Raw genomic sequence first — 20810 nt, 5'->3', positions numbered from 1 at the left:
TCCTCGGCACGGTGCCCGTCGGTCGGGCGGACCCGGGAGCGAACCAGCAGGACCGCGCCAACGGAGGCGACAGGGAACCTACCGTGGACACGCAGACCATCCCGGCCGAACTCACGACCTTCTTCGCGAAATCCCACATCGCCCTGGCCCTGGCGGCGGCGGGCGACGACAACGTCCTGCTCCTGGTGAACGAGCGGTTCCACGAGCTCACCGGCTACACGGGCGCGGAGGTCGTCGGGCGCAATTGCCGCCTCCTCCAGCGCGACGCCGACAACCGGGAGGCGCGGGCCAAGATCCACGCCTTCCTGGAGAACGACCGGCAGGACACGGTGCGCACGCCGATCCTGAATTTCCGCAAGGACGGGAAGCCCTTCGTCAACCTGCTGTACATGTCCAAACTGAGGGCGCTCTCGGGCGAGGTGCGCTTTCTTTTCGCATCCCAATTCGATGTCAGCCGCTCGCAACCCGAGTTGCTTTCCGCCTACGATACGGAACTCGGCCGGACCTTGACCCGGCTGACCCCGACGCTTGCGGAGAGCGGGCTCGTCATCGAGGGCTCGCTGATGACGATCGCCAACACGGTCGCCACGGTCGCGCAGGCCAAGCTCACGCTCGCGGATCTCGATGCACCAGGATTTCCTTAACGCCCCCGGAGGCGAGGCCTCGGAGGTCCTGGACGGCGCCGGGACGGTGACCGCCCCGCCCTTCGCCGGGCCCGTCGTGGGAATCGGTGCCTCGGCGGGGGGGCTCGAGGCCCTGCGGGAGATGCTGGCGCGCGCCCGGCCGCCGACCGGCATGGCCTTCGTCATCGTCCAGCACCTCGACCCCAACCACGAGAGCATGCTGGCGCAGCTCCTCGACCGGCAGACCGAGCTGGAGGTGCTGCAGTGCGAGGGCGGGGAGCGGATCGCGGGCGACAAGGTCTACATCATCCCGCCCGGGCGGGGCCTCGTCATCCAGAACGGCGTCCTCGAACTGACCCATTTCGTCCAGCCGCGGGGCCTGCGCCGGCCCATCGACGACTTCTTCCTGTCGCTCGCGGTCGACCAGCAGGCCAACGCCGCCTGCGTGATCCTGTCGGGCACGGGGGCCGACGGCACGACCGGCCTGCGGGCGATCAAGGAGCACGGCGGCGTCTGCGTGGTGCAGCAGCCCGACACCGCCCGCTACGACGGCATGCCGCTCTCGGCGGTCGGGACCAGCCTCGTCGACTTCGTGCGGCCGCCGGGCGAGATCGTGGACTGCCTCACGAGCTTCTTCCGCCGCCGCGGCACCGACGGCGTCGACGACGAGGCCCGCCTCGTCGCCGACCACATCGACGACCTCTGCCGGGTCATCCGCGCCGCGGTGGGCCACGACTTCTCCGGCTACAAGCGGACCACCCTGGTCCGGCGGGTCGAGCGGCGCATGCACGTGCTCGGGCTCGAGTCCGGCCGGGCCTATCTGGGCCGCGTCCGGGCCGACAAGACCGAGTGCGAGGCGCTGTTCCGCGACCTCCTCATCAACGTCACCCGGTTCTTCCGCGACGCCGAGATGTTCGAGCTCCTCCGGGAGCGGGTGGTGGAACCCCTGCTGCGCACCCGCGATCCCGAGGAGGACATCCGGGTCTGGATCCCGGGCTGCTCCAGCGGCGAGGAGGCCTACAGCATCGCCATGCTGTTCGCCGACGCCGCGCGCCGCCTCGGCGTGCCGCTGGCGGTCCAGATCTTCGCCACCGACATCGACGAGCGCATGCTCCAGATCGCCCGGGAGGCGACCTACCCGGCCGCCGCGCTCGCCGACATCCCGGCCCATCTGCGGGAGCGCTACGTCGTCCTCCACGCCGAGCGCTTCACCGTCGCGGCCGAGATCCGCGACCTGATCCGCTTCTCCAGCCACAGCCTGGTCAAGGACCCGCCCTTCTCGCGGGTCGACCTCCTGTCCTGCCGCAACCTGCTGATCTACTTCGACGAGCGCCTCCAGCAATCGGTGGTGCCGCTGTTCCACTACGCGGTCCGGCCGGGGGGCTACCTGTTCCTCGGCCCCTCGGAGAGCGTCAGCCGGTTCGAGCACCTCTTCCCCGTCATCGACCAGCATGCCCGCCTGTTCGAGCGGCCGCCGGGCGCGCCGCAATACCCGATCGACCTGCCCGGGAGCGCGCGCCGGGGCGAGGTCCGGCGCGGCGGCCGCGAGGAGCGCCGCGGCGAGCCCTCGATCGCCGACGAGACCGTGGCGGTGCGCCGCGTCATGGAGCGCTACGCCCCGCCCAGCATGGTGCTCAACGAGGATGGCGGCATCATCGCCGCCTACGGGCGCCTGAGCCGCTACTTCGACTTCCCGGTGACCCGGACCGGCGGCACCAGCGCGATCACCCTCGCGCGCCCGGGCCTGCGCGACGTCATCGGCCCGCTGCTCCGCCAGACCCGGGACGTGCGCAAGCGCGTGGTCGTCCGCGACGTGGAGATCCGCTCGGAATACGGCGTCCAGCCGGTCGAGCTGATCTGCGATCCCCTGCCCGACGGCTCGATGCTCCTGGTCGTGCGCGACACCGGCGCCTTCCGGGCGGCGGACGACCTCGACCTGATCGAGATGGATGCCGGCGGCGACCACGTCGAGGCGCTGGAAGAGGAGCTGCTGCGCACCCGCTACAAGCTGCGCTCGGCGGTCGAGGAGCTGGAGACGACGAACGAGGAGCTGAAGAGCTCCAACGAAGAAATGATGTCGATGAACGAGGAGCTCCAGTCGACGAACGAGGAGCTGTCCACGGTCAACGACGAGCTGAAGATCAAGGTCGAGCAGCTGACCATCGCCAATGCCGACCTGCGCAACTTCTTCGAATCCACCGACCTCGCCGTCGTGGTGCTCGACCGCGAGCTGAAGGTGCGCAGCTTCACCACGGCGGCCACCACGATCTTCCCGCTGCAGCCGGGCGATCGCGGCCGCCCCCTCGCCGACGTGTCGAGCCGGCTCGCCGGGCACGAGTACCTGCACGACGCCCGGGAGGTCTGCGCCGGCGGCTCGGTGATCCAGCGGCGCGTCGCCACCCGGGACGGGGAGCGCACGCTCTCGCTGCGGGTGCTGCCCTACCGCCTGCAGAACGGCAGCGTCGACGGCGCCACCCTGGTGCTCACCGACATCACCGAGGCGCTGTCGCTGGAGCGCCAGCTCGCCGCGGAGCGCGAGCGGCTGGAACTGGCCGTGAAGGCCGGGGGCATCGGCGTCTGGGAATACAGCCCGGATGCCGGGACCGTCGTGGTCGACAGCACCGCCGGCACGATGTTCGGCCTCGCTCCCGACGCCCCGCACCCCACCGCGGCCCTGGCGGCCAGCGTGCTGCCCGAGGACCGTCCCGGCTTCGAGGCGGCGCTGTCCGAGGCGGCGCACGGCCTGGACGAGTTCGAGGCGCGCATCCGCGTGCGCGCCGCCGACCACGCGCCGCGGCACATCCGCAGCTACGGGCGCCTGACCCGGAGCGGCGACCGGAAGCGGATCGTCGGCGTCTGCATCGACGTGTCGCCCGAATACGCGCTCGCCGAGACCCGCGACCTGATGCTGCGGGAGATGAACCACCGGGTGAAGAACCTGTTCGCGATCATCGGCGGCATGATCTCGGCGGGCGCCCGCACGCACCGGGAGATCGGCGTCTTCGCCACCGACATGCGCGACCGCATCTCGGCGCTCGGGCGGGCGCATTCCCTGGCCGACCCGTCCGACGGCCAGGGCATGAGCGACCTCGCGGGCCTGATCGGCGCGACCCTGCGCCCGTACCGCGACCACGTCCCCACGGTGATCGAGGGTCCCCTCGTGGCGATCAACTGGCGGCACGTGTCGTCGCTGGCGATGATCCTGCACGAGTGGGCGACGAACTCGGTGAAGTACGGCGCGCTCGGGTCCGACGACGGCGCGCTGTCCGTCACCTGGGACCGGCAGGCGGACGGGCTCGTCCTGGACTGGTGCGAGCGCGTGGCCCGCGTCGCCGAGCCGCGGCCGGGCCGGGGCTTCGGCACCCTGCTGGTGGAGATGTCCCTGCGCCAGCTCGAGGCGCGCGTCACGCGCAGTCACGACGCCTCCGCCTACCGGATCACCCTGCACCTGCCGGAACTGGTGCTCACGCGGGGGTGAGGCGGGGGCCGCTCCCGCCGCGACCGGCCGCGCCCTCGCGGCGGGCCGTCGGATCCGCCCGTCCGTGTCGGCAGCGGCTTCAGGACCGGCCGCGGGTCCCCTCTCCCGTGCGGGAGAGGGACAGGGTGAGGGATGCGGCCTCACCGAGAAAGTCTCGACTTCGGCTGAACGGCGACGGGGCGCTCGATCCTGCTACTTCTCGTCCCTCACCCGGCCCTCTCCCACCCGGGAGAGGGGGTCCGTCGCGCCTCGTCTCCAGCGCCCGTGCCCGCGCGAGACGCGCGATCTCGTCTCCTCGTCCGGCACGGCCCGCCGCACGCGCGACGGCCCGCCGCGGCGATGCCGGGCGGGCCGTCCTGCCTGACGGAGCGCCGGGATCCCGGCGCCCCTCCGATCAGTCGATGACCTCGACGATGCGGTGGCCGCGATCGACCAGGACGGGCTGGTCGTTCACGATGGTGTAGCGGTAGCCCGGCCGCACCCGGTACTCGCTGGGCACGTCGTAGTAGGTGACGCTGTCCTCCGGCAGCACGGTGCCGACCCGGACCGGGCCGCCCCAGCTGTAGGAGCGCGCGCCGCGCTCGCGGACGTAGCTGCGGAACCGCGGGCGGTCGTCGACGCCCAGGATGCCGCCCACCGTGCCGGTCGCCGCGCCGACCGCGCCGCCGACGATGCCGCCGACCGGTCCGGCCGCGGCCGATCCGGCCTCGGCGCCCTCGGCCGCGCCCCGCAGGGTGCCCTGCGCCTGGGCGGCCACCGGGAGGGCGAGGAGGCCGGCGGTCGCCAGCGACAGAAGAAGCTTGCTCGTCATGCTGAGATCTCCAGGGTCGTCAGGTCGCGTCTGGCCGCCGGGGATCAGTTGCAGCCTTCCTTGTGGACGGTCTTGGAGTTGCCCATGCCGTCCTCCTTGTGGACGGTCTTGGAGCCGCAATCGACGCTGCCGGTGGTGACCTCCCGGCGCTCGACCGTGGTGTCGCGGTGGTCGACGACGGCGGGCCCGTCGCGGCGGATGACCGTGGTGTCCTCGGCGCTCGCCGCGCCGCACAGGGCCGCGAGCAGGGCACCCGAGAGAATGATGGTCCGCATTGGTGAGCCTCCTGACTTCAATCGAACCCAGCAACGGCGACCACGGAGAAAGGGTTCCACAGGCATCGATCGGTAAATCACGCGGATCCGCACGATTAGATGCGGTATTGGTTGCGTACAATCGACCGCCCCGGTCCCGCTCAGCTGCGCGGGACCGGGCGGCGCGTCAGCCGGCCAGGGGCGGCACCCGGGACCACCAGTCGTGCGCCCGCTCGTACTGGTGGGCGACGCGCAGGATCTCGGCCTCGGCGAAGGGCCGGGCGGCGATCTGGAGGCTGATCGGCAGGCCGCGCCGGTCGAAGCCGCAGGGCAGCGCGATGGCGGGCAGGCCCGCGAGGTTGAACGGGTAGGTCAGACGCCAGGAGGCCGCCAGCACGCTCTCCGCGCGCCCGCCGAGCGACACCGCGGACTCGTCCGTCCGCCACGCGGTCAGCGGCGAGGCCGGGCCGACGATCACATCGGCCTCGGCCAGGACGCCGGCCATCTCGGCCATGATCAGGGCCCGCGCCTGCTCGGCGCGCAGGTAGTCCGGCCCGGTCACGAGCCGGCCCATCTCCACGAGGTCGCGGACGTCGGCCGCGAAGCCCGCCACGTGCCCCTGGGCGAGGCTGCGGCCGTGATAGGCGGTCGAGGAGGCGAGCTCGATGGCGTAGATGGCCCCGAGGCCGTGGCGCAGGGACGGCACCGCGACGTCGCGGACCGTGCAGCCCCGGTCGGCGAGGAAGCGGAGCGCCCCCTCGATTGCGGCGGCGACGTCCTCGTCGACCGCGTCGAAGAAGTGGTTGCGGATCACCGCGACCCGCAGGCCCCGGATCGGCCGGTCCAGCCCGGCCGTGTAGTCGGGGACCGGCGCCGCGCTGGCGGCGGGATCGCCGGCATCCGGGCCGGCGAGCGCCTGCAGCATCAGGGCGGAATCGGCCACCGTCAGGGTCAGCGGCCCGGCATGGTCGAGGGACCAGGAATGCGGGACGATCCCCGACCGGCCGACCCGGCCGTAGGTCGGCTTGAGGCCGACGACCCCGCACAGGGCGGCCGGGATCCGGATCGAGCCGCCCGTGTCCGAGCCGAGGGCGGCCGGGCAGAGCCGGGCCGCGACCGCGGCGCCGGAGCCGCCGCTGGAGCCGCCGGGCACCCGGTCGAGATCCCAGGGATTGCGGGTCGGCGGCGTGACCATGCCCCAGGCGAATTCGTGCATGCGCAGCTTGCCGAGGATCACCGCGCCGGCCGCCCGCAGCCGCGCCACCGCGTGGCTGTCGGCCGCCGGGAAGGTCAGGGCCTCCACGGCGGTACCCGCTCGGGTCGGCATGTCGGCCGTCGTGTAGTTGTCCTTGATGGCGATCGGGATGCCGTGCAGCGGGCCCCGCGGGCCCGTCCGGGCGATCTCGGCATCGGCCGCGCGCGCGGCGTCGAGGGCCGCGGACGAGAGATGGACGAAGCTGTTCAGGGCGCCGTCGAGGCGCGCGATCCGGTCGAGGCTGGCGCCGACGAGGTCGGCGCTCGACAGCTCCCGCGCCGCGATCATCCGCGCGAGCTCGGTGATCGGCAACGGCCAGAGGGCGTCAGTCACGGCGGTCGTCATGGGGCCCCCGGCGGTACGGCAAGGTCGGATCGAAGACGACCGGCGGATGGATGTCCGCGAGGTCGAGGTCGCGGAGCCGGGCGATCTCGGCGAGCACCGGCGCGAACTGCCTCAGCAGGTGCGCGACCCGCCCGGGCTCCTGGCGCAGGCCGATGACGTCGCGCAGGAGATCGGGCGCATCGGCGGCCCCGCCATCGGCCGCAGCGCCCGGCCGCTCGGCGGGCGCTTTCAGGAGCATCGCCACGACGTCGTCCGGCAGGGCGCCCGCCGGACCGTCCTTCCGGGGCATGCCGGCCACGAACGGCACGAGCTGCCGGCGGGCCACCGCCAGGACGCGGCGCAGCTCGGCGACGGGCTCGGCATGCTCGTCGACCCGCAGGTCGAGGAGCGGGTAATCCTCGCCGGCGACGATCCTGAGGGCCGCCGATTGCTTGCCGCGCTTGTCGCCGCCGGCCGCATCGCCGGCTTCCAGCGCCCGCATGAGCCGCTCGTCGAGGTCGCAGGCGGCGCTCCCCGCGAAGGCCTCCGCCATGGCGTCGATCACGCCGGTCCCGGCGAGCATGTTGCCCTGCACGGCGTAGCCGGCCCCGGTGCGGTGTCCGGCGGCGTCCGTGCAGCCGGCGCCGGTCCAGGCCGCGCCGGTCCCGCGCGCATCGACGAGGCCGAGCTGGCGCAGGTCCGGCCGGTCGTCGGTGGCGAGCGCCGCCGCCAGGGCGGCGTCGGGGCCCAGCCCGCCGGCCAGCCCGTCGAGGATGCGGGCGGCGAGGTAGGGGTTCACCCAGGACTGGGTGGTGACGGCCCCGATCCCGGCGCGGATGTAGGGGCAGAGCCCGCCCACCGCCGGGACGGCGCTCGCCACCGCGACGCCGAGCTGCCCGGTCCGCGGGCAGCGGGCGGCGATCGAGAAGGTGTTGAGTTCGCTCATGGCTCACACCGCCAGATGGCCGATGACGCGCGCCTGCGCGTCCGGCGCCTTGGCGGGGCCGCTGTCGACGATCTCGCCGAGCTTGAGGACGGCGTAGCGGTCGGCCAGCGCCAGCGCGAAGGCGACGTGCTGCTCCACCACCAGCATGGACACGCCCGCCGCCCGCTCGGCGTCGAGCACGCCGCGCAGGCGCTCGACCATGGAGGGCTGCACGCCCTCGGAGATCTCGTCGATGAGGAGCAGGCGCGGGCGCAGCATCAGGGCGCGCCCGAGGATCAGCATCTTCTGCTCGCCCCCCGAGAGGGTGCCGGCCCGCTGGGCCAGCCGGTCCTTCAGGAACGGGAAATGACCGAACAGCCGCTCCAGCGCCTCCGGCAGCATCCGGTCGGAGGGGACCGCGAGGCGCAGGTTGTCGCGGATCGACAGGTCCTGGAACAGGGGCTGCTCCTGCGGCGCGTAGCCGACGCCGAGCGCCACGAGCCGGGCGGGCGACAGGCCGGCGAGCGCCTGTCCCCCGACGGTGATCGCGCCGCCCCGCAGGGCGACCATGCCCAGGATGGTCTTGAGCAGCGTGGTCTTGCCCATGCCGTTCTTGCCCAGCAGCGCCACGATCTCCCCCGGCGCCACCGACAGGGACACGCCCTTCACGATCGAGACCGCGCCGTAGCCGCTCGACACCCCCTCCAGGGCGAGGGCGGCGCCCGCCGGCTCGCTCCGCCGCACTGCCTCAGCCGCTGCCTCAGCCATGGGCACCTCCCGAATAGATGGTCCGGACCAGCTCGGAGCCGACGACGTCCTCCACCGTGCCGTCGAGAACGAGGCGGCCCTGGTGCAGCACCACGATCCGCGAGGAGATCTCGCGCACGAAGTCGAGGTCGTGCTCGACCAGCACGGCGGCGATCCTTCCCCCGGCGGTGAGCGCCTTGAGCACGGTCCCGATGGTGGTGCGCTCGGCCTTGGTCAGGCCGGCGGTGGGCTCGTCCAGCAGGATCAGCCGCGGCTCCAGCGCCACCACCATGGCGAGTTCGAGCGCCTGCTTCTGGCCGTGGGACAGGAGGCGGGTCGGCCGGGTCAGCAGGCGGTCGAGGCCGGTCATGCGCAGGACGTCGAGGGCCGCCTGCGGCAGGCCCAGCGTCTCCGCCTGCCCGACCGGGCTCAGGCCGTCATGGGATGCCCGGGCGAGCCGGAGGCAATCGGCCACCGACAGGCTCTCGAACACGCTCGCCACCTGGAACTTGCGCCCGACCCCGAGGCCGACGATGCGGTTCGGCGTCAGCCCGGTGATCGGGGTGCCGCCGATGGCGATCGCCCCCGTGAAGGGCTCGGTGCCGTCGCTGAGGCAGCGCATCAGCGTGGTCTTGCCGGCGCCGTTGGGCCCGACGAGGCTGACGAGCTCGCCCGCCCGGATCTCCAGGTCGATGCCCTCCAGCACCGTCAGGGCGCCGTAGGCCTTGGCGAGGTTCTCGACCGTGAGGATGGGGGTCGCGGAGACGGTCGCATCCGGATCGGCCGCCCGCGCGACGAGGCGCGGCGGCGCGGGTTCCCGCCGGCCCGCCGGCAGCGCCCGCCAGAGGCGGCCGACGAGGTCGGCGAGGCCGCCCGGCAGCAGGATGATGATGGCCACGAAGGCCGTGCCCAGGAGGAGCTGCCAGAGGAACGGCAGGTCGCCGGACAGGTTCGCCGCGAGGTAGTCGATGGCGATGGTGCCGAGCACCGGGCCGAGCAGCGTGCCGCGGCCGCCGAGCGCCACCCAGATCACCAGCTCGGTGCCGAACAGGAAGCCGGCATTCTCGGGCGCGACCACGCCCGAGGCGTTGGCGAACAGGAAGCCCGCGATCCCCGCGACGGCGGCCAGAGCCGCGGTCAGCCGGATCTGCAGGCGCCGCGGGTTGAGGCCGAGATAGGCGCAGCGCGCCTCGTTGTCCCGCAGCGCCACGAGGGCGCGGCCCGCATCGGCCCGGACCAGGATCCAGGCCGCCAGGGTGACGACGATCAGGAACAGGGCCGCCAGGCGGAAATAGCCCTCGCTCTCGAAGGGCAGCACGTCGAATCCGACGAGGCCGCTGCTGGAGCCGGTCCATTCGCCGCCCGCGTAGATCAGCTGCACCACGACGATCGGGACGACCAGCGAGATCACCGAGGCGTAGAGCGGGGTCGAGCGGTGGTAGAAGGACAGCCAGCCCACCGCGAGGCCGAGCAGGGCCGGCGCGACCAGCGCCGCCGCGACCGCCGCGGCGATCCCCAGCGGCGTCGCCCCGTAGGCGGTGAGAATCATCGCGGTGGCGTAGGCGCCGATGCCGAAGAACGCCGCCTGCCCGAAGGTCAAAATCCCGGCGAAGCCCCAGAGCAGGTCGACCGTGACCGCCAGGACCGCGTAAATCATCGACCGGGTCAGGACGTTGACCGCGAAGGTGTCGAGGAACAGCGGCGCGATCCAGAGGGCCAGCGCCGCGAGGGCCGCGACCACGAAGGGCGCGGCGCGGGACAGGCGGCGTCCGCGGGGCGCCGCGGCGGCGCGCTCGGCGACGGGAAGGGTCTCAAGCACGGGAGAAACCTTTCGGGCTGATCCGCAGCACGAGGGCGGCGAGCACCGCGACGGCGATGCTGCCCAGGATCGGACTCACGAAGGTGCTGATCAGAACCTGCGCGGCCCCGAAGACGAGGCAGGCCGCCGCGAGCGCCAGGTACGAGGCGTCGGCGACCATCACCAGCATGAAGGCGCCGATCAGCCAGGAGACGCCCATGTTCGGGTCGACGCTGGTGAGCGGCGTCAGCAGGACGCCCGCGAGCCCCGCGAAGCCGGCGCCGAGCATGAACACGACGAGGCGCACGCGCCCCGTGTCGATGCCGAGGCTGCGCGCCAGGGTCTCGTTCATGATCACCGCCCGGGCCGAGAGGCCGAGCCGGGTGCGCTCGATGGTGAGCGCGAACAGCGTGCCGATCGCGAGCGCGATGCCGAGGGCGACGAGGCGGTAGGCGGAGTAGTCGACGCCGAGGATCTCGACGGTGCCGGCGTAGAGGTTCGGGGTGAGCTGGACGTCCCGGCCGAAGGCCAGGGTGATGAGCTGCCCGACCACGATGCCGAGCCCCCAGGTCGCGAGGATCGCGTCGAGGGGCCGCCGGTAGAGCGGGCGGATGATGAAGTGCTCGGCCAGCCCGCCGAGCGCCGCGCCGACCGCGAAGGCCAGCGGCAGCGCCGCCCATGGATTGAGCCCGAGCTTGGCGGTCACCACCGCGCAGTAGGCGCCGACCGTCAGCCACGCCCCGTGGGCGAAGTTGATGATCTTGAGCACGCCGAAGATCGCCAGGAGGCCGATCGAGACGATGAACAGGATCGCCGCCGTGGTCAGGATGTCGAGGGTGAGCAGCATCGGGGTTTCCGGGTGCGCGGGAACGGCAGAGGACGCGGCGGGTGACGACGCGCCCCCTGCCCCGCGGAGGCTACGGTGATCACGGATCTCCGGCGGACACCGGCGGTGGTGGCAGGGTGCGACCTGCCCCCTCTCCCGTGCGGGAGAGGGCTGGGGTGAGGGTCGAGAAGGTTCAGGACCGAGCACACCGTCGACGCGGCGACAGGGCGCGCGTCGTCCTGAAAGACCCGATCCCTCACCCTGTCCCTCTCCCGCACGGGAGAGGGGACCCGCGCTTCATCTCGCAGCCGCGTAGCGGGGACAGAAGCGTGGATCCGGCAGCCTCGGCGGGCGAAGGAGATCATCGGATCCCCCAGCCCCTCCCCTCACTGCAGCTTCGGGCACTGCTCGCCGGGATCGACGTCCCTGAAGGTGCCGGCGACCTTCACGGTACCGTCCTTCTGGATCTGGCCGAGATACATGGTCAGCGGCGCGTGGTGCTGCTTGCTCATGGTGATCGTGCCGCGCGGCCCGGTGAAGCTCACGGTCGGCAGCGCCTCCAGCACCTTGGCGGTCTCGGTCCCGCCCGCCTTCTCGACGGCGGCCTTGTACAGGTAGATCGCCTCGTATTCCGGCACCGAGAGGTCGTTCGGGGTGCGCAGCTCCGCGCCGAACTTCTTCTGCATCGCCGCCAGGAAGGCCTTGTTCTCCGGGCTGTCGATCCCGGTGACGTAGGAGGCCGAGAGGTAGACGCCCTCGGCATCCGCACCCATGCTCTTGGCGGTGCCCTCGTCCAGCGCGAGGTTGGCGAAGGGCAGCGACACGCCCGCGCCGCGCAGCTGCTTGGTCAGCGTCACGTTCGGCGCACCGCCCGCGGTCGAGGTGATCAGCGCGTCGGGCTTGGCCTCCTTCAGCTTGGAGATGATCGCGGTCCAGTCGCTGCCGTCCATCGGCAGGTACTCCTCGCCGACCACCTTGCCGCCGGTCTTCTCGACGTAGCTCTTGGCGAAGCCCAGCATGCCGCGGCCGAAGGCGTAGTCGCTGCCGATCAGGAAGTAGGTCTTGGCGCCCTTCGCCTTGAAGGCGTCCACCACCGGCGGCACCTGCTGCTCCGGCACCCAGGCGTCCACGAACATGTTCTTGTTGCAGGAATGGCCCTCGTAGAACGAGGTGTAGATGTACGGCACCTTCCCCTTGGTCACGGCGGGCAGGCCGGCGTTGCGGGCCGCGCTCGTCTCCATGGAGATCAGGACGTCGACCTTCTTCTGGTAGATCAGGCTGTCGAAGGCCTTCTGGGCTCCGGCCGCCCCCGAGGCGTCGTCGGCCACCTCCAGGACGAGCTTGCGGCCGAGCACGCCGCCCTTGGCGTTGATCTCCTCCACGGCGAGCTCGGCCGACTGCACCACCGAGGGGGCGACGACGCTGTTGGCGCCCGACAGGCCGATCGGGATGCCGATGACGATCGGCTTGCCGTCAGCGGCCCGCGCGGCCGTGGCGGCGAGGGCGAGCGCCGCGGCGCCGACGAGGGACCATTTCACCATGAACGAACTCCTTGGGACGGACGGGGGTGGGTAAGGATCTCGGCTCAACCGTAGATGTCGGTGCGGCGGTCGCGCAGGAGCGAGTTGAAGCGGTTCAGGTCCTTGCGGCCTGCCGCGTCGAGGTCGACCAGCGCCGAGAGGGTCTCGGTCCGGTCCCGGCTCGCCGGGCCGGCGAGCGGCCAGCCCTTGGGGCCGATGATCAGGCTCTGCCCCTCGAAGGGCTGGCCGCGCTCGATGCCGACCCGGTCGGCGCAGGCGATGAAGATGCCGTTCGTGTGGGCGGCGGCCCGGTGCAGGGTGTTGGCCATGGCGGCCTCGCCCTCGGGCTGGTCGGGCATCGGCACCCAGTTGGTCGGGATGCAGACGATCTCGGCGCCGGCGAGCGCCAGCCGCCGGAAGGTCTCGGGAAACCAGCCGTCGTAGCAGATGGCGACGCCGACCTTGCCGAGCGCGGTGTCGAAGACCGGGAAGCCGAGGTTGCCCCTGGCGAAGAACACGTTCTCCTGGTCCCAGAGATGCGCCTTGCGGTAGGTGCCGATATAGCCCCCCGGCCCGACGATCACGGCGGCGTTGTACAGGATCTCGCCCGCGGATTCGGCGATCCCCGCCACGATGTGGACGCCGAGTTCCGCGGCGAGGGCCGCCCAGGCCCGGGTCGTCGGGCCGTCCGGCACCGGCTCGGCCAGGGCCGCGGCCTCCGCGGCGGATTCGAACACGTAGCCGGTGCTGGCGAGTTCCGGCAGCACGATCAGCCGGCTGCCCTCGGCGGCGGCCGCGCGGACGAGGTCCGACGCGCGCGCCATATTCGCGTCGACCGCGCCGAATTCCGGCTCGAACTGGATGCACGACACCCGTATCGGCGGGCGCACAGGACCGTTCGCCTGGATCATGAAAGCTCCGAAACGCAAAAAGCCCCTGGGCGCGGATACAAACATCCGCGAACCAGAGGCTTCAAAGCCGTGATGTCATGCAGCACTGCTGCTGCGGGGCAACCTTGCCCGGTTAGACTACGATAAGCACCCCGAAACAGACCGCAAGACCATAAATGCAGCAAGCTGCTGCGATCAGGTCTTTTCCGCCAACGCGATGCGCAGGCCGAGGCCGCTCATCGCCTCGTGCGCCGTGACCACGCTCTCGGCCACGCTCGCCATCGGCACGCGGGCGGCGGTGGCCCGGTCCCGGAGCATCTTGTAGGCGGCGTCCTCGTCGATCCGGTTCAGGTCGACGAGCAGCCGGACCGCCTTCTCGACGGTGCGGCGGCCCTTCATGGTCTCCTCCAGCCGGTTGATCTTGCTGGTGAGCCGCCCCTCGTAGCCGCGCCGGTAGCGGGCCAGGGCGAACTGGGTCAGCACGCCCCGCGGGTGGAGCGGCTTGTTGAGCACGCCGTGGGCGTTGACGTCGGCGATCGCCTTCAGCGAGGTCGGGCTCTCGTAGGCCACGATGGCGATGACCGCCGGCTCGATCGCCTCGATCGACGGCAGCAGGTGCATCACCTGGGCGTCGTCGAGCTGGATGAACAGCGTGTCGATGTCGGCCGGCAGGGCGGCGGGCGGCGGCCACGCCAGGGAAACCGCGCAGCCGAGGCGGCGGAGCTGCTCCAGCAGCGCGTCGGCCTCCTCGTCCCGGGGATGGATGACGAGGGCGCGGGCGCGCCGCAGGTCGTCCAGGATCTTGCGGGCGGGGGCGGTCACGCGGCGAGCCCCTCCTCCAGCCAGTTCGTCTCGAACCGGGACCACGCGAGGTACGGGTCGGGCCGCACCGGCCGCCGCGCCCGCCAGACCACGTCGAACTGCCCGTCCGCGCGGGCGACGCCGATGCCGGGGGTGAGCCAGATGTGGCGCGTCTCGCCGTCGAAGGCCAGCTCGCCCTCCGGCGCCGCGAGGCGCTGCCGCAGGGCCGCCGCGCCCAGGCGCTCGGCGTCGAGGGTGCCGGCCTCCGCGAGCGCCCGGGCGAAGAGGTGGACCTGCGCGTAGGCGGTCTCCGACCACATGCTGGTGGGGCGCTCGGTCCCGAACCGGGCCTGGAAGGCGGCGACGAAGCGCCGGTTCTCCTCGCCGGGCAGCGCGCCGAAATACGGCGCCGCCAGGACGTGGCCGGTGCAGTGAGCGGGGCCGATCGCGCGGATCTGGCCCTCCGCCAGGGTCAGGCTCGCGATCGGGCAGCGGGCGCGGTCGATGCCGGATTCGGCGTAGGCGCGGTAGAGCCGCTCGGCGCCGCGCCCCACCACCGTGGAGAACACCGCGTCCGGGGCGGCGTCGCGGATCGCCGCGATCATGGCGGCGTGGGCCGCGTCGTCCGCGTCGAGGGCCGCGTACAGCTCGCCCACGATGGTCCCGCCCTTCGCCTCGATCAGGTCGCGCATGACCCGGTTCGACTCCCGCGGGTAGATGTAGTCGGACCCGATCAGGAAGATCCGGCTGCCGTGCTCCTGCAGCAGGTAGTCGGCCAGGGCGAAGACGTTCTGGTTGAGGGTCGCCCCGGTGTAGATGATGTTCTCCGAGTACTCGAAGCCCTCGTAGATCGACGGGTACCAGAGCAGGCCGTTGTGCCGCTCCACGGTGGAGAGCACCGATTTCCGGCTCGCCGAGAGCGAGCAGCCGAACACCACCTCGACCCCGTCCTCGGCGAGCATCCGCCGGGCCAGGGTGCGGTAGGCGTCGGTGTCGCCCGCGGGGTCGTAGCAGACGGGCTCGATCGGCCGCCCGAGCACGCCGCCGGCCCGGTTGATCTCCTCGATCGCCAGGGCGGTGCCGAGGAAATGCTCGGTCTCGGTGATGCCGCTCACCCCGCTCCGGGAGAACAGGACGCCGACCCGCCACGTCGCTTCATCCCTGGCCGCCATGGTCCCCCCGGGCTCGCCGCAGGCGCCCGGAGGGCTGCGCGCCCCGCTGTCCTAGCCGAGGGAGCCCCCGCTGCGAAGGCTCCCCCGACCGGCGCGCGGCGGGCGCCCTCACCCGGCGGCCTTCCGCGCCGGGCGGCTCACGAACCGGGAGCCGGCGAGCAGGAAGCGCCACGGCGTCTCGGCGCCGCGGGTGATGCCGATGCGCCGGTCGCTGACCACGTCGACGGTCTCGGAATCACCCGCGGCGCGGGGCTCGAACCGGAACGGCGCCCGCGCGAGGGGCGCCCCGTCCAGCGCGTCGGTGACGCCGAGGGCCTGGCAGAGGCGGCCGGGGCCGGCGCAGAGGAGGCGCGGATCCTCCAGGCCGCGGCGCGCCCGCATCGCGGGAAGCCCCTCGGTCGGCGCGAGGGCCCGGAGCAGCACGGCGCTGCCGGGCTCGCAGACGAGGTTCAGGCACCAGTGCATCCCGTAGGAGCGGTACACGTAGGCGTGGGCCGGCGGCCCGAACATGCTGGCGTTGCGCCGGGTCGGGCCGCGGAAGCTGTGGGAGGCCGGATCGGTGCTGTCGTAGGCCTCCGTCTCGACGATGACCCCGCCGGCCGCGCCGACGAAGAGGCGCGCGCCGATCAGGTCGAAGGCCACCGCGGCGGCGCTGCGGGCGAAGAAGGTGTCCAGCATCGGGGCTCCGGCGCGGGCGGCCCGCGCGATCCGTGTCGCCGGGATCCCGCGGATCGCGGGCGATTAGAAATAAATCGGACGCCGCGGAAGTCTTACTGGTACGAGGGGCCGTGAATGGCGGGCCCAGAACCGATCCCCTCGGACCTCCAGCATGGTGCGCACAGCCTCGATCGCGACGCTCCGGTCCGCCGAGTCGGGCGCGCCACCCCGGTCGGCCCCGCGCGCCGCGCGGCTCCGCCTGACCCTGCGGCGCCTCCGGCTGGCCAGCGGCCTGATCCTGTTCGGCTACGTGCTGACCCACCTGCTGAACCACGCCCTGGGCAACGTCTCCCTCGACGCCATGGAGGACGGCCTCGACCTCGTCACGGCCGTCTGGCTCAACCCCGCCGGCCTGACGCTGCTCTACGGCGCCCTGGTGGTCCACCTGCTGCTCGGGCTCCAGGCCCTCTACGCGGCCCGCTTCTTCCACTGGCGGCCGTCCGAGACCCTGCAGCTGGTCTCGGGCCTGCTGATCCCGCCGCTGCTCATCAGCCACATCGTCGGGACCCGGGTCTCCTTCGTCACCGAGGGGCTCGACAAGGGCTACGCGCAGGAACTCTACGCCTTCTGGATCGCCTCGCCGATCCTCGGCCTGATGCAGGTCACGGTCCTGGTCGTCGCCTGGATCCACGGCTGCATGGGCCTGTATTTCTGGCTGCGGCTGAAGCCCGGCTTCGACCGCATGGCGCCCTGGCTGCTGGCGCTCGCGGTGCTGGTGCCGGTCCTGTCGCTGCTGGGCTTCGCGCAGGGCGGCCGGATGGTCCTGACCCTGGCGCAGGATCCGGCGTGGCGCGCGGCGGCGCTCCAGCCGGTCCATGTCGGGCTGCCCGACCAGGTGGCGCGGCTCGCCGCGATCCGGGACGGGCTGCTCGGGACCTACGCGGGCCTCGTGGCCGCGGTGATCGCGGCCCGCGGCGCGCGGACGCTCGCCGAGATCAAGCGCGGCACGATCCGGCTCAGCTACCCGGACGGGCGGGTGGTGCGGGTGCCCCGCGGCACGAGCGTGCTGGAGGCGAGCCGGCGCAACCGGATCCCCCATGCCAGCGTCTGCGGCGGCCGCGGGCGGTGCTCGACCTGCCGGATCCGGGTGACGGACGGCAGCGACGGCGCGCCGGCGCCCGGCCGCACGGAGCGGGCGGTGCTGGAGCGCATCGCCGCCGGTCCGGGGGTGCGCCTCGCCTGCCAGTTCCGGCCGGAGACCGACATGGCCGTGGTGCCGCTGCTGCCGCCGCAGCCGCGGATGCGTCAGGCCGACCTGCTCGACCGGGCGCAGTCCGGCGAGGAGCGCTTCATCGTGGCGATGTTCGTCGACCTGCGCGGCTCGACCCGGCTCGCCGAGGAGCGCCTGCCCTACGACACGGTGTTCATCATCAACCGCTTCCTGGGCGCGGTCGGCGACGCCGTCCGTGAGGCCGGCGGCTCGACCAACCAGTTCCTCGGCGACGGGCTCCTGGCCCTGTTCGGCCTGGAGACCGAGCCCGAGCAGGCGGCCCGGGACGCGCTGCGGGCGATCGACGGCATCGCCGACGCCGTCGAGACCCTGAACCGGCTGCTGGCGGAGGATCTGGAGCACATCCTGCGCTACGGGGTCGGCGTCCATGCCGGCCCCGCGATCGTCGGCGAGATGGGGGACGCGACCGACGCCCGCTTCACCGCGCTCGGCGACACCGTCAACGTGGCGTCCCGGCTGCAGGGCCTGACCAAGACCCTGGGCTGCGTGGCCGTGGTGTCGGAGACGGTCTACCGGGCCGCCCGCGTGGCGCCGGCGGAGATCCGGGACGTGGCGGTGGACGGCCGGTCGGAGGCCGTCCGGGTCAGCACCCTGGGCAGCCTCTGACGTTCCCGTCCTTGTCCGTCCTTGCGCGCGCGGCGACGCGTGATCCGCGACGCGACCGCGTACCTCCCCTCAGGCCCGCTGACGCTCCGTCCCGAGGCGCGGCGCCAGGGCCAGCATCAGCGGCACCACGGCGAGCGCCGTCCCGGCCGCCGCCGCGGCCGCCCAGTGCGGGCCGGCGGCGTCGCCGAGCCGTCCGTAGAGCAGCGGCGCCGCCAGCGCGCTGCCGCCGAGCGTCCAGGTGTAGAACACCGCGAAGGCCCGCTCGACCTGGCCGCCCGGGGCCAGTTCCGGCACGGTCCCGTAGAGGACCGACGAGGTGCCGTTCAGCATCACCCCGAGCAGCGGCAGCAGGATCAGCCCGGGGGCCAGCGGCAGCCCGATCACCGCCAGGATCGCCAGCGCCGTCCCGGTCTCGGTGAGGATCACGGTCCGGGTCACGCCGAGGTGTTCGCCGAGGCGCCCGCAGACCGCCTTGCCGAGCGCGCCGCCGACGAAGACCAGCGACAGGGCGAGGCCCACCGTGGTCAGGGCCGCGCCCTTCTCCTGCAGCAGGAACGGCAGGTAGAGCAGGAAGGCCGGGCGCGCGGCGTTGTCGAGCATGCCGATCGCGACGAGCAGCCGGAAGCCCGTGCCGCGCCCCGGCCCGGTCGCGGCCCGGTGGGGTGCCGGCCTCGCCGCGGCGACGCCGGTGCGTGACGCCGGCTCACGCGGCAACAGGCGCGCGACCGCGAGCGCGACGAGGATCCCGACGCCGGCGATCACCCAGAGCGCGTGCCGCCAGCCCGTCAGGGTCAGCAGCAGGCCGACCAGGGGCGGGACCGCCGCCTTCCCGAGATCGCCGGTGAAATTGTAGGTGCCGAGGGGGCCGCGGGCGCCGGGCCCGTAGGCCCGGGCGATCACCGCCGAGGCCAGGGGATGCTGGGTGCTGCTGCCGGCGCCGCCGAGCAGGAGCCCGATCCCGAGCCCGACGAGCCCGCCCGAGGCGCCGGCGATCGCGTAGCCGACCGCGCTGAGCACGGTGCCGAGTACCAGCACGGTCCGGGCGCCCCAGGCCTGGGCGAGGCGGCTCGCCGGCATCTGCAGCGCCGCCAGCGCCCCGTTGTAGAGCGAGCGCAGGAACGCCAGGGCGACGTAGTCGAGGCCGAACTCCGCCTGCCAGACCGGCAGCAGCACGTAGATCAGGTCCGTGTAGCCGTCGTGCAGGGCGTGGTTGACCCCGGCGGCCACCAGCGTGCGCCGGGCGTCCGGCAGGGAGACGGGTTCGGAAGACGCGGTCAGATCGGACGCGACGGACATCCAGCCATCCTTCGTGGTTCCGTCACAGGATGGCCGCCTGGTCCGTCGCTGACAAACGACTTATGCTGACACTCGTGTGAGGAAACCTGACCCGTGCATCGTCGTTTGCCGCCGCTGAACGCGCTGAAAGCCTTCGAGGCGGCCGCCCGGCACGGCAGCTTCACGCGCGCGGCGGACGAGCTGCGGGTCACCCACGGGGCGGTCAGCCGGCACGTGCAGACGCTGGAGGGCTGGCTCGGGCTGCCGCTGTTCGAGCGCCACAACCGGCGCGTGGTCCTCACCGAGGCGGGCAGCGCCTACGCCACCGAGATCGGCGCCGCCCTCGACCGCATCGCCCTGGCGACGGCGCGCCAGGCCGAGCGCGGCCGGCCGCGCCTGCTGCGCGTGAACGCGCTCGCCACCTTCACCCTGCGCTGGCTGATCCCGCGCCTGTCGGGCTTCCAGCGGGCCAACCCGTCGATCGAGGTGCGGCTGACGACCTCGAACGTGCCCCTCGCCAGCGTGGCCGAGCCGTTCGACGTGGCGATCCGGGGCGGCCCGGACAGCCGCCCGGGCCACCGCGCGGCGCCGTTCCTGTCCGAGCGGCGCATTCCCGTCTGCAGCCCGGACCTGCTGCGGCGGCTGCCGCTCCGGGTGCCGGAGGATCTCCGGCAGCACACGCTCCTGCACGCCGCGACGCTGCCGCGGGTCTGGCCCGACTGGCTGCGGGCGGCGGGCGTCCCGGACCTGGCGCCGCGGGCCACGGTGACGCTGGAACACTTCTACCTGACCCTTCAGGCCGCCCTGGACGGGCTCGGCGTCGCCATGGGGCCCGAGCGGCTGATCGCCGACGACGTCGCGGCCGGGCGCCTGACCCTGCCCTTCGCTGGGCCGGCCCTGCCGGCGCGGAGCTACTACGCCTACGTCCCGGAACCCCGGGCGGAGGACCCGGCGGTGCGGGCCTTCTGCGGCTGGCTCGCCGAGGCCGCGCGGCAGCCGTGAGCGCCGCTGTCGGACGGCGCGCCGCCCGGATGGCTTCGCGGCGCGCGCGATGACGATCTCGGCTTGGCGGCCGCCGCCGTCGGGCGCATGGATCGGATCCGGAACGCCCCCGACCGCACCCGGGTTTGCGTGAGACGCTTCTGCCGAAGGTGACCGCATGGCGCGCAAGCGTCTCCGCCCGACGATCGAGAGCCTGATCGAATCCGTAGGCCGGCTCGGCCTGTCCCCCGACGCGGTCGACCTCGACCGGCTGCTCGCCCATCTCGACCTGCCCGATTACGGCGCCGAGGTGGAGGACGAGCGCGTCGCCCGCGCGCTGCGCGAGATGCAGGCGGCCCGGGCCTTCGCGGAGACCGGCGTCCCGGCGATCCGGAAGGCGATCCCCAACCTCCGGGCCGTGGTCACCAAGAACCACCGCATCACCTGGCTGATCCGGACCGAGATCCCGCTCCTCGACAACGGCCGCCTGGACCTGCGGCTCGACATGGCCCCCGAGCCGGAGGCGGCCGAGATCCTCGCCCGCATGGCCGCCCGGAACGACCCGACGCACCGGCT

Annotated in this window: 18 protein-coding genes (1 of these 18 only partly in view); 5 read left to right on the top strand and 13 right to left on the bottom strand. The window is 72.9% G+C overall.

Going from position 1 to position 20810, the window contains the following annotated elements; all coding sequences use genetic code 11:
* Positions 1-83: 83 nt before the first annotated feature.
* Both J3A75_RS29125 and J3A75_RS29120 read left to right on the top strand, forming a co-directional pair.
* Positions 84-644: a PAS domain-containing protein gene (locus J3A75_RS29125; protein WP_024828800.1), complete on the top strand. Its 561-nt coding sequence runs from the start codon at positions 84-86 to the stop codon at positions 642-644.
* Positions 625-4101 (top strand): CheR family methyltransferase, encoded by a 3477-nt coding sequence (locus J3A75_RS29120; RefSeq protein WP_012321350.1) that lies wholly within the window; start codon positions 625-627, stop codon positions 4099-4101. The genes J3A75_RS29125 and J3A75_RS29120 overlap by 20 nt, the downstream gene beginning before the upstream one ends.
* A gap of 394 nt (positions 4102-4495) precedes the next feature.
* On the opposite strand, the gene J3A75_RS29115 is transcribed toward J3A75_RS29120, so the two are convergent.
* The 12 genes from J3A75_RS29115 to J3A75_RS29060 all read right to left on the bottom strand — a co-directional run bounded on the left by J3A75_RS29115 (position 4496) and on the right by J3A75_RS29060 (position 16102).
* Positions 4496-4912: a DUF1236 domain-containing protein gene (locus J3A75_RS29115; protein ID WP_012321349.1), complete on the bottom strand. Its 417-nt coding sequence runs from the start codon at positions 4910-4912 to the stop codon at positions 4496-4498.
* A 44-nt stretch (positions 4913-4956) separates the two neighbouring features.
* Positions 4957-5187 (bottom strand): hypothetical protein, encoded by a 231-nt coding sequence (locus J3A75_RS29110; protein ID WP_012321348.1) that lies wholly within the window; start codon positions 5185-5187, stop codon positions 4957-4959.
* Between the two features lie 166 nt (positions 5188-5353).
* Positions 5354-6754, bottom strand: coding sequence for an amidase (locus J3A75_RS29105; protein ID WP_245295829.1), 1401 nt, complete (start codon positions 6752-6754; stop codon positions 5354-5356).
* Complete coding sequence (locus J3A75_RS29100) at positions 6747-7691, bottom strand: DUF1028 domain-containing protein (RefSeq protein ID WP_063111412.1); 945 nt, start codon at positions 7689-7691, stop codon at positions 6747-6749. The genes J3A75_RS29105 and J3A75_RS29100 overlap by 8 nt, the downstream gene beginning before the upstream one ends.
* A gap of 3 nt (positions 7692-7694) precedes the next feature.
* Positions 7695-8438 (bottom strand): ABC transporter ATP-binding protein, encoded by a 744-nt coding sequence (locus tag J3A75_RS29095; RefSeq protein ID WP_071000152.1) that lies wholly within the window; start codon positions 8436-8438, stop codon positions 7695-7697.
* Positions 8431-10236, bottom strand: a complete 1806-nt coding sequence (locus tag J3A75_RS29090; RefSeq protein WP_071000151.1) for an ABC transporter permease subunit — start codon at positions 10234-10236, stop codon at positions 8431-8433. The genes J3A75_RS29095 and J3A75_RS29090 overlap by 8 nt, the downstream gene beginning before the upstream one ends.
* On the bottom strand, positions 10229-11062 hold the full coding sequence (locus J3A75_RS29085) for a branched-chain amino acid ABC transporter permease (RefSeq protein WP_012321343.1): 834 nt from the start codon (positions 11060-11062) through the stop codon (positions 10229-10231). Before J3A75_RS29085 ends, J3A75_RS29090 begins: the two co-directional genes overlap by 8 nt.
* Positions 11063-11427: 365 nt before the next feature.
* On the bottom strand, positions 11428-12582 hold the full coding sequence (locus J3A75_RS29080; RefSeq protein ID WP_012321342.1) for a substrate-binding protein: 1155 nt from the start codon (positions 12580-12582) through the stop codon (positions 11428-11430).
* A 44-nt stretch (positions 12583-12626) separates the two neighbouring features.
* On the bottom strand, positions 12627-13472 hold the full coding sequence (locus J3A75_RS29075) for a nitrilase family protein (RefSeq protein ID WP_058608107.1): 846 nt from the start codon (positions 13470-13472) through the stop codon (positions 12627-12629).
* Positions 13473-13646: 174 nt separating this feature from the next.
* The gene (locus tag J3A75_RS29070) at positions 13647-14273 is read right to left on the bottom strand and encodes an ANTAR domain-containing response regulator (protein WP_012321340.1); all 627 of its coding nucleotides are present in this window, start codon (positions 14271-14273) and stop codon (positions 13647-13649) included.
* Complete coding sequence (locus J3A75_RS29065) at positions 14270-15424, bottom strand: transporter substrate-binding domain-containing protein (RefSeq protein WP_012321339.1); 1155 nt, start codon at positions 15422-15424, stop codon at positions 14270-14272. Before J3A75_RS29065 ends, J3A75_RS29070 begins: the two co-directional genes overlap by 4 nt.
* A gap of 108 nt (positions 15425-15532) precedes the next feature.
* A complete protein-coding gene (locus J3A75_RS29060; protein ID WP_012321338.1) occupies positions 15533-16102 on the bottom strand; it encodes a DNA-3-methyladenine glycosylase in 570 nt (189 codons plus the stop codon).
* Positions 16103-16253: 151 nt separating this feature from the next.
* Here J3A75_RS29060 and J3A75_RS29055 point away from each other — a divergent pair, with 151 nt between their 5' ends.
* Positions 16254-17978 (top strand): adenylate/guanylate cyclase domain-containing protein, encoded by a 1725-nt coding sequence (locus J3A75_RS29055; protein WP_107645314.1) that lies wholly within the window; start codon positions 16254-16256, stop codon positions 17976-17978.
* 69 nt (positions 17979-18047) lie between these two features.
* Here J3A75_RS29055 and J3A75_RS29050 read toward each other — a convergent pair whose 3' ends face one another.
* On the bottom strand, positions 18048-19274 hold the full coding sequence (locus tag J3A75_RS29050) for an MFS transporter (RefSeq protein ID WP_029361423.1): 1227 nt from the start codon (positions 19272-19274) through the stop codon (positions 18048-18050).
* A 93-nt stretch (positions 19275-19367) separates the two neighbouring features.
* Between J3A75_RS29050 and gcvA the strand changes: the two genes are divergently transcribed.
* Positions 19368-20255 (top strand): transcriptional regulator GcvA, encoded by an 888-nt coding sequence (gcvA, locus tag J3A75_RS29045; RefSeq protein ID WP_012321335.1) that lies wholly within the window; start codon positions 19368-19370, stop codon positions 20253-20255.
* 157 nt (positions 20256-20412) lie between these two features.
* On the top strand, positions 20413-20810 hold the beginning of the coding sequence (locus J3A75_RS29040) for a helicase-related protein (protein WP_071000149.1). It continues 1747 nt past the right edge of the window; only the first 398 of its 2145 coding nucleotides appear in the window; its start codon is at positions 20413-20415; its stop codon lies beyond the right edge, outside the window.

Origin of the sequence: Methylobacterium sp. PvP105, assembly GCF_017876975.1 — a bacterium.
GTDB classification, from domain to species: domain Bacteria; phylum Pseudomonadota; class Alphaproteobacteria; order Rhizobiales; family Beijerinckiaceae; genus Methylobacterium; species Methylobacterium radiotolerans.
This window is presented reverse-complemented; position numbering and strand designations above follow the sequence as displayed.

Excerpts from the sequence above, each read along its gene's own strand:
- J3A75_RS29120 (WP_012321350.1), top strand. The coding sequence starts at position 625 with ATGCACCAGGATTTCCTTAACGCCCCCGGAGGCGAGGCCTCGGAGGTC.
- J3A75_RS29115 (WP_012321349.1), bottom strand. The coding sequence starts at position 4,912 with ATGACGAGCAAGCTTCTTCTGTCGCTGGCGACCGCCGGCCTCCTCGCC.
- J3A75_RS29110 (WP_012321348.1), bottom strand. The coding sequence starts at position 5,187 with ATGCGGACCATCATTCTCTCGGGTGCCCTGCTCGCGGCCCTGTGCGGC.
- J3A75_RS29100 (WP_063111412.1), bottom strand. The coding sequence starts at position 7,691 with ATGAGCGAACTCAACACCTTCTCGATCGCCGCCCGCTGCCCGCGGACC.
- J3A75_RS29095 (WP_071000152.1), bottom strand. The coding sequence starts at position 8,438 with ATGGCTGAGGCAGCGGCTGAGGCAGTGCGGCGGAGCGAGCCGGCGGGC.
- J3A75_RS29085 (WP_012321343.1), bottom strand. The coding sequence starts at position 11,062 with ATGCTGCTCACCCTCGACATCCTGACCACGGCGGCGATCCTGTTCATC.
- J3A75_RS29080 (WP_012321342.1), bottom strand. The coding sequence starts at position 12,582 with ATGGTGAAATGGTCCCTCGTCGGCGCCGCGGCGCTCGCCCTCGCCGCC.
- J3A75_RS29075 (WP_058608107.1), bottom strand. The coding sequence starts at position 13,472 with ATGATCCAGGCGAACGGTCCTGTGCGCCCGCCGATACGGGTGTCGTGC.
- J3A75_RS29065 (WP_012321339.1), bottom strand. The coding sequence starts at position 15,424 with ATGGCGGCCAGGGATGAAGCGACGTGGCGGGTCGGCGTCCTGTTCTCC.
- J3A75_RS29060 (WP_012321338.1), bottom strand. The coding sequence starts at position 16,102 with ATGCTGGACACCTTCTTCGCCCGCAGCGCCGCCGCGGTGGCCTTCGAC.
- J3A75_RS29055 (WP_107645314.1), top strand. The coding sequence starts at position 16,254 with ATGGTGCGCACAGCCTCGATCGCGACGCTCCGGTCCGCCGAGTCGGGC.
- J3A75_RS29050 (WP_029361423.1), bottom strand. The coding sequence starts at position 19,274 with ATGTCCGTCGCGTCCGATCTGACCGCGTCTTCCGAACCCGTCTCCCTG.